2 protein-coding genes are annotated in these 2,547 nt (G+C 51.0%); both read left to right on the plus strand.

Annotation, left to right across the window (positions count from 1 at the left end):
* Positions 1-253 precede the first annotated feature (253 nt).
* Positions 254-595 (plus strand): hypothetical protein, encoded by a 342-nt coding sequence (locus PPL9_RS09120; RefSeq protein WP_057462408.1) that lies wholly within the window; start codon positions 254-256, stop codon positions 593-595.
* Between the two features lie 63 nt (positions 596-658).
* Positions 659-2,407: a P-loop NTPase fold protein gene (locus PPL9_RS09125; protein ID WP_057462409.1), complete on the plus strand. Its 1,749-nt coding sequence runs from the start codon at positions 659-661 to the stop codon at positions 2,405-2,407.
* Positions 2,408-2,547: the final 140 nt, after the last annotated feature.

Consider the following 2,547-nt stretch of genomic DNA (forward strand, 5'->3'; position numbering starts at 1 on the left):
TGGTGCTGGCATGCTGTGATCCTCCCGAACAGAGTGAATCACAAATCGAAGTTTTGGGGAATCTCATAGATTCAAACTTTGATCGAAACGCTTTAGCGATGAGCAGAAGACGACTGCCAGAAACGCGAATACCTTTATTGATGCACTTTCTTCAGTACCTGGGGTCGATGAACACGGTGTCATCCAGGCTGAGAAGCTGAAGGAATGGATTATCGAGGCAAGGCGCATTAGCGAGCCGACAGGTCATCGCGCCATGCTTGACTATCAGATCGGAGAAATCCTCGCACACGCCCCTTTGGCAGAAGATGGATCATGGCCTTGTGAACCTGTGCGGGAGGCTGTCAATGATCTGTATAGCGTCGAGATTGAGCGCGGCATCACAATCGGGCGCTACAATGCTCGCGGCGCGACTTGGCGGGATATAGGCGGAGCGGAAGAGCGAGAGTTGGCGGATCAGTACGAGGGCTGGGCTAAAGCTTGCGAGTTCGAGCATCCGCGCATGGCGAGAGTTCTGCGTGAGATGGTTCGCAAGTACATCGCGGAGGCCGAGTGGCAGGACAATGAGGCAATGATCCGTAAGCGCATGCGATATTAACTTCCGAACAAATTCAGCATCGATGCGTGAGGCTTGCACTGACGCTTCCTTAATGAGGCCAAAGTGGCTGACGTGGCGAATACAGCTGGTCTAATAATTGAAGGGAAAAACACTATGTCATTGGCAGTGATCAAGGGCGAAGTGGAACGGTTCATCACAAGCACCAGACCAGAGGTTTTGTGCCTGCAGGGCGGGTGGGGTGTGGGCAAAACGCACCTCTGGAACACGTGCTTACGTGATGCGGAGACCTCAGATCATGCAGGTCTCGAGGCTTACTCGTATGTATCGCTTTTTGGTCTTAACAACATTTCCGATCTTCGGATGTCAGTTTTCGAGCGGCGGCGATCTCTGAAGTCCGGCGGCCAAGAAGACAGCGGAAAGGGGTTGCTGGCAGGTCTGCAGAAAATGGCTAATTTTCGCAGTCGAGGAAAACTGCTGAAGGCGCTCCCAGGAGTCGCAAACCTATCCGATGAAGAGATAATCAGTTTGCTATCTGTCGCGGACTCCCCCCAGCAGATTGTTTGTATCGATGATGTCGAGCGGCGTGGAGATGGATTGAACGTAAAAGATATTCTTGGCTTCGCTTCGTTCCTGAAGGAAGAACGAAAATGCAAGGTCATCATCATTTTGAACGACGAGGAACTTGATAGGGACGGTCAACAGCAGATGTCGGCGCACCTTGAGAAGGTTGTAGACGTTTCCCTTACGATGAAGCCAACCTCTGCTGAAGCAGTTTCAATTGCTCTCACAAGGTCGGACGATTTGTCCAAGCAGATTGCCCAAAAGTGTCGCACGCTTGGTGTGCCGAACATTCGTGCCATACGGCGGGCTGAGAAATTTGCGCGGTCTATCATGAAATATTTGGATGGTTGTGAAAATAAGACCAAGGATAACGTCATTTCGTCTGTGATCTTGTTCTCATGGTCACGCGACCAGCCTGGCGAAGCGCCCACTACAGAGTTCCTTAAGTCCCTCACATCGACGTGGAAGTTTTTCGCGCTCGACCAGGATGGTGACGAAGATAATGGTGCTGAAGCCGCTCAGTGGAAGCCACTTCTAGAAGCATACGGCTACGGCTGGACTGATGACCTCGACTTAACTCTAATGGACGGCGTGGCTGCTGGTTACTTCGATCTTGAGAAATTAATCCCTCTGATTGCAGAATTCAACGCAAGGATAAGTTCGGAGAATGCTGACAGTTCCTTCAACGAGGCTTGGCAATTATACCATGACTCGTTTGGCGATAATGAAGTTGAGGTCGGTGACGCGCTATTCGCCTCGTTCAAAAAGAACTTCCAGCACATCACTCCTTCCAACGCACTGGGAACATTTCGCATTCTTAAGGACTTCGGCCGTGAAGCCGAGGCGAAAGAGTTGGTCAACCTCTATGTTGCTGGTCGGGACGAGGGGAGGGCATTCTTCGATCTAGACCAAAATCACTTCATCGAGGGTGAGATCGACCCTTACTTCCGTACCCAGTTTGACAAGAAGCGTGACGAACTTTCTGAAGTCCTTGACTTCAAGGAGACGCTATTGTCGGTTGGCGACGGATGGAACTCCGAACGCCTGGCATTTCTTGCGGACGCGCCTGTCGAAAAGTACTATGAAACTTTCAAAGGGAGTGAAGGCGAAGAGCTACGGAAACTGTTAGCAAACGCGACAAGCTTTCGGCGTATTGTTAATTCGACAGACGAAATGTCTCGCGTCACCCAAAAAACTATAAGTGCGCTTGAGCAGATAGGAAAGGCATCAAGGATAAACGCAAGGAGGGTTCGGCGCTTCGGTGTCAAGATTGACCCTGCGAGTGGCTAACGGATCCCTCTTCTTGCTCGGCACTTTGTGCTAGCAGCGAACGGCATGTGTGGATGGCTCCTGCTTTGCAAGACATTTTTGAGATGATCGGTACCTTTGTCAGAAGCAGTCATGTGTCCGGCCTGTTTGCGCGGTTTTGA

This window comes from Pseudovibrio sp. POLY-S9 (assembly GCF_001431305.1).
In the GTDB taxonomy this organism is placed as follows: Bacteria; Pseudomonadota; Alphaproteobacteria; order Rhizobiales; family Stappiaceae; genus Pseudovibrio.